Genomic DNA, 5,758 nt, shown 5'->3' with positions numbered 1-5,758 from the left:
TTGTCCTGCAACCGGGCGAGGAAACCACTCCCGAGGAGCTGATCGCCTGGTGCCGCGGACACCTCTCGACCTTCAAGATCCCCGACCGGGTGATCGTGCGTGCCGAGCTACCCCGCACCAGCGTCGGCAAGATCCGCAAAGACGTGCTACGCGCAGAGCTCGCGCCTCACACCGAGGAGTCGCCGGCTGGGGACGATTGAAAAGACCTCCGATCTCCGGAACCGTCAAGTCGTCGGTTCTCCGTCATGTGATGAACTGGAAGATCTTGCCGTCCCTTAGCGGCTGTGGGGTGCCGGTGAAGCGGTGAACGCCGACGGAGAACAGAACGTCGTCGGGAGCAGCGGCTGATCAGGAAAGATCATGGCCGGTTCACCGTTTCCGTGCAGCGACACCGTGGAGGCTACACATGCGCCGCGACCGAGGGCACCACCCGGGACAGATCCTGCGCCGTCCAGAGTTGGTGCGGCACTTGTAGTCAGCGGGTGCGTGGCAACGGGGACACAGGTGGTCTGACCATGTCCAGATCAGGAGTGCCGTGGTGGGGTCGGCCCGCTTGCCGTGATGGGTGAGGTGACGGGCCAAGGCGGCGCGCCTGCTCATCCAGGTCGTAGGACGATCCGCTGTACTCGAGCCAGGTTGACGCTCGGCCAGCGCTCCCTCATTACCGGCAAGATCGCCGTCGGCGGCGTAGATTGCGCCGGCAACGTTACGCCGGCTGGCATGCGGCGGCGGGCGCGCCGTCGGTCGTAACGGGGGCGACGGCCGCGATCATGGCGGCCGTGGCGACGCTCGTGGCCGCGTCGGCCGCCAGGAGACGCTTTCTCATGGGTTCCTTTCGTGCGCGACGGGTGCTCGTGCCGTCATGAAGGCTCGGGGGACGTGGGCTACGCGGTGACGGACAACTCGACGATCTCCGCGTCGCCGGTGGTCCAGCCGGGCACAGCCACCGCGACGTACCGCGCGGACAACGGCCCGCTGAAGATGCTGTAGGTGGCGCCGTCGTTCGAAGTCTCGACGCGCACGGCACGGCGGGTGCCGCTGGTCCAGGCCAGCGACACGGCCGCGACGGTGCGTGACGCGCCCAGGTCCACGACCATCCGCCCGTTCGGGCCGGGGCGCCAGGAGGTACCAGGGTTGCCGTCGACGGCGTGCGACGGTTCGCCCATGCCTGCGGGTAGCGGCGAGGTGGGGAAGGTGGTGCGGCCGCGAGCCAGGTCGGTGGTGGGGGTGACCGGCCCGTCGACCGGCTTGGTGAAACTCCGGGTCGCGCCTGCGGGTACCTGCGCCTGCACCGACCAGGACCCGGCGGTCAGGCGAACGTCGATGGCGGCGTCTGCCGGTGCGGTGACCGTGACGTTGTGCGAGTCGGCGACCGAGAATCGGGTGCCGGTCGGTGCGCGGCCGGTCACGGTGAACCGGGCGGGCCGTACGGCGCCGCCGCCGGCGGGTACCGAAGCGGTCAGGTCCAGGCCGCCGTCGGCGCGGGCAACGGACACCCCGCGGTAGAGCCGGTCGCCGCGCGGCAGGGTCAGGACCGCGCCGTTGACGGCAGTGGGGGAGAGGTTGAGCAGGGTGAGATACCCGTCGGCGTCGCTGACGCGCAGGGTGGCCGGCCCGCCGGTGGGTAGCCGCCTGGCCGCCGCGGCGGCCAGGTCCGTTCCGGCACCGCTGTAGCCCTCGATGAGGGTGGCGGGCGGGATGGTGATCAGCGTCGGTGACGCAGTGATCGGGCCGGTGGCGCCGTGCGTGACAAGACCGGCGCGGCCATCGACGCCGGCCCAGGCGCCCAGTGTCGTGGTTGAGGGCGCGGCGGCCGCGGTGGTCCAGGTGGTGCCGTCGGTCGAGGTCTGCACGAGGTACGAGGTGGCGTACGCGGCCTCCCAGGTGAGAGTGACGCCGGTGAGCTGGACGGTAGCGCCGAGGTCGACGGCGAGCCAGCTGTCGGTGCGGCTGCGTTCGTCGCGGGAGACCGCCCAGCGAGTGGTGGCGTTGCCGTCGACGGCGTTCGTGGCCGGATAGGCCGGGTCGGCCGACGACGCGGTGACGGTACGGCCGCGAGCCCGGTCGGTGCCGGTGGCGTCGAACGCCTCGAAGGCGAACAGGGAGTAGCCGTACTGCCCGGAGGCGGACTGGCCGAGGAACCGGACGTGTCTGGCGCTGCGGGCGGTGAAGGTGATCCTGTCGGTGCCGCCGTCACCGAGCCCGGCAGGGGGTGTCACGGTGCCTGCCGGGCCGGTGAAGGTCCGGGAGCCGTCGAGGCCGGGGACGCCGGGCATGGTCAGGTTGAACAGGGTCAGTGACGACGGGCCGGGGCCGGTGTAGACGACGGTGCCGGTCGGGAGGGTGGCGTATCCGGCCCACCCGGCGGCGGTCTGCAGCACGGTGGCAGTGGAGTCGACGCCGTCGCGGGCGGCGGTGTAGGCGGCCGTCCACTGCCACATCGGCGGCGCGGTCTGTGCGGGCAGGAATGCGGGTGCCCGGGTGTCGATCAGCCAGTTGTCGTGGCCGGGCTGCCACAGGAACCGGACCTGACCGGGTTTGGTGACGGCGGCAGCGAAGCCGGTGGTGCTCTGGTGCGCGGTCAGGCCGACGGCTGTGCCGAAGAACCGGGTTCCGGCGGCGGCGGTGAAGAACTCGGCGCTGGTCACCGGCTGTACCGGCGTTGCCCGCCAGCGGTGGAACAGGTACGCGATGGCAAGCTCGGCGCGGGCCTCCGGCTCGTACTTCTCCTCGCCGCTGAACTTCGTGAGCCGGTTCTCCGGCGCGTACCGCAGGTAGGGCATCAGCCGCGCCGCCAGGTCCGCCTCGGCGCGGGCGGCGTGCCGGTCGCCCTGGACCTGGGCGAGGAACGCCAGAGGTAGCACATCACGGCCGTACAGGTGGTAGCGGTCGGCGACCATCGGCATGACCGGCTCGCCGGCGTCGCTGGCCAGCAGCCGCAGGGTTGCCCACAGTTCCCGCCCGTTGGGCTGGCGGGTCAGCACCTGGGGCAACGGCCGGCCGGCGGCGAGGAAGTGCGCGGCGGCCCGCCCGGCGGTGCGCCACAGTTCGGCCTGGTAGTGCGGGTTCACCGACCCGTGGTTCTCCACCACGAACGTGTCGTGCAGGTTGTGCGCGACGTTCCAGGCGCTGACCGGGCGGCCGTCGATCACGGCCGGGTTGGCGCGGTCGGCGGCGGGCAGCCCGCTGGCGTTGGCCGCCCAGAACACGAACCGCTCCTGCCAGCGGCTCGCCTCGGCGTCACCGGCCGGAGCCCACGCCAGGCCGGGCGCGATGGCCTGCGCGTAGACGCCCATCTCCTCGAGTTTGGTGTCGCCGCGGTACCCGCCGGCGCTGCCGTTCGGGGTCCAGGAGCCGCTGAGCGGGTCGTTGCCGGTGCCCAGCCCGTACGCGTAGGCGGCCTGCCCGCGTGCGATCGCGTCGACGTTCGACCGGGTGGCGGCGTCTAGCTCCGTCCACAGCAGCCGGGCGGCGAGCACGAAGTACAACTCGAACGTCGAGTCCCAGAACAGCCGTTGGCCCCATTCGGTGCCACCGGCGAGCCGGTTCGTCGCGGCGAACCGGGTGATCGTGGCGAGCGTTTGCCCGCGCAGGACGGCCGCGTCGACACCGGCCAGACCGGCGTCGTAGCCGTCGGTGGTGAGCAGCACGGCGTTGCCGAGGACGGCAGCGAACCGGAAATCCGCGGCCCGGTACGCGCCGATCGCCGGGTCCCACTGCTGCTGCACCCACCGGGTGTGCACGAGCAGCAGGCGGTGATACTCGTCCGCGACCGGGTCCGCGGCCGGACTCACGTCCAGGGCGAATGCGGGAACGGGCAGGGCAAGGGCGCCGCCGGCGGCACCGGCCAGAGCAAGCAGGGCTCTACGGGTGAGCATAGACGGCACTCTCTCCAAAAGTACTTGCCAAAGTCAATAGTTAGGAAACTTTCATGAACGGAAAGCTTTTCGGCGGCGGTAGCCGGGTGCTCGTTCTCAGGCCGATACACGTCGACAGACCACGGCGAACAGCCGTATCGGGGGTTGGTCCGGACGGTGCCGCGCACCCTGACGTAGCGGGCGTTCGCGGCAATGGGGATGAACTGTGCGCCGCCGGCGCTGTTCGCCGTGCTGTGCACCGTAGCCCAGTTCTGGTCATCGCCAGACACGTCGATGGTGAAGCCTTGGCGCTGGAAGCCTCCCAGCGCAGCAGGACCGCGCCGATCGACTTGGCACCGCCGAGGTCCACTCCGATCCACTCCGGGTCTGACTACTCGGAGCCCCAGCGAGTGGCAGTGTCGCCGTCGGTGACGTTTGCTGCAGCGACCTCCGGCGCCTTGACCGAGAAGGCCGTGACCGGCCGGCCGAGCGCGAGGTCCGGCGGACCTTCCACCTCGATGCCCTACAACGAGTAGCCGTAGTTCGTGCCGCGTTTGCTCATGGCGACTCGGACGAACCGGGCGGCCTGCGGTGCGAAGGTGAAGGTCTGTGTTCCGCCGGTCCCGGTGGTCGTGCTGTGCACCTGCCACCAGGATCGAGCTGGCGGAACGTGTCAAGGGATTGAGGCCAGCGGGAGTTAAGCGGCTTGTGGCACGGGCTCTGCTTCCTGATCGGGCTTGTTGATCCAGACCTGTTCGGGCAAATCGAGGATCTTGGGTACGAGCCGGGTGGTGCTGAACCGTTCCGGATGCGCCGCCCGCGCGGTGGCCAGGGTGTCCTCGCGGCCGGCGCGGACGCGGTGATGCCGGCCGTGGTGGACCTCGGCGGGGGTATGCAGGCCGATCCCGGAGTGCCGGTGAGCATGGTTGTACCAGGTCACGAAGTCCGTCATGAACGTTCGGGCGTCGGCGAGGGACGCGAACCGGTCCGAGAACACCGGCGCGTACTTCAACGTCTTGAACCAGGCCTCGCTGTACGGGTTGTCGTTGGACACCTTCGGCCGGGAGTGCGAGCGGGTCACGGCCAGGTCTTCGAGCAGGTCGGCGACGGATTTCGAGGTCATCGAGGTGCCCCGGTCGGCGTGGACCACGTGCGGGACACCATGGGTGTCGAACACCTGGCGGATCATGGACTCGGCCAGGGGCCCGGACTCGCGGGCGTGCACCCGCGCCCCGACGATGTATCGGGAGTAGATGTCGATCATCACGTAGGCGTCGTAGTAGACGCCTTTGGCCGGGCCGGGCAGTTTGTGATGTCCCAGCTGTAGACCTGCCGCGGGCCGTCGGCGACCAGTTCGGGACGCTGGCGGGACCGGTGCCGGGCCAGCCGGCGACGCTCGCGCACCTGCCGGTGCTCGCCCAGGATCCGGTACATCGTGGCGATCGACCCGACGTACACGCCCTGGTCCAGCAACGCCGCATAGACCTGCGCCGGGGCGGCGTCGACGAACTCCGGGCTGTTCAACACGTGCAGGACCCGGTCGCGTTCGGCCGGGCTGAACGCGTTCGCCGGCGGGCGCCGCGCAGGTCGTGCCGGCGTCGGCCGCAGCCGGTCCCGAACAGCGCTGGCCCGGGCGATCCCGGTCAGCCGGGCCGCGTCCCGCGTCGTGGTCCCCGCACCGGTCAACGCGTGGTAGGCGTCCATCAGCGCCTTCCGAGCCCGAACACGTCCGGACCGTCCGGCTCGCTCCTGGAGATCTCCTCCAAGAGCTCGCGCGCTGATCCGAAAATGGACGGTGAGTGGGCAGGCGGCAGCATCCCGGCGGAGCCGGGATTGATCCTGCTGTGGGGTTGGTCAGGCGGCCGGGGCGAGGGTGACGGTGTAGCCGAGGGCTTCGAGCT

Annotated in this window: 1 protein-coding gene and 2 pseudogenes; 1 reads left to right on the top strand and 2 read right to left on the bottom strand. The window is 70.5% G+C overall.

Annotated elements, in window-relative coordinates; genetic code table 11:
- Window positions 1-200 (top strand): annotated as a pseudogene (locus ABGB16_RS32925) (hypothetical protein); the annotation flags it as partial.
- Window positions 201-884: 684 nt separating this feature from the next.
- Here ABGB16_RS32925 and ABGB16_RS32920 read toward each other — a convergent pair.
- Window positions 885-3,878 carry a discoidin domain-containing protein gene (locus tag ABGB16_RS32920; RefSeq protein ID WP_347671967.1) on the bottom strand — a complete coding sequence of 998 codons (2,994 nt, stop codon included), beginning with the start codon at window positions 3,876-3,878 and terminating at the stop codon, window positions 885-887.
- A 676-nt stretch (window positions 3,879-4,554) separates the two neighbouring features.
- A pseudogene (locus ABGB16_RS32915) lies at window positions 4,555-5,630 on the bottom strand (DDE-type integrase/transposase/recombinase); the annotation flags it as partial.
- Window positions 5,631-5,758 lie beyond the last annotated feature (128 nt).

It is taken from the genome of Micromonospora sp. B11E3 (genome assembly GCF_039871625.1).
Lineage (GTDB): Bacteria > Actinomycetota > Actinomycetes > Mycobacteriales > Micromonosporaceae > Micromonospora.
Note: the sequence above shows the minus strand (reverse complement) of the source record. Positions and strands in the feature narration are given on the sequence as shown.

Excerpts from the sequence above, each read along its gene's own strand:
- ABGB16_RS32920 (WP_347671967.1), bottom strand. The coding sequence starts at position 3,878 with ATGCTCACCCGTAGAGCCCTGCTTGCTCTGGCCGGTGCCGCCGGCGGC.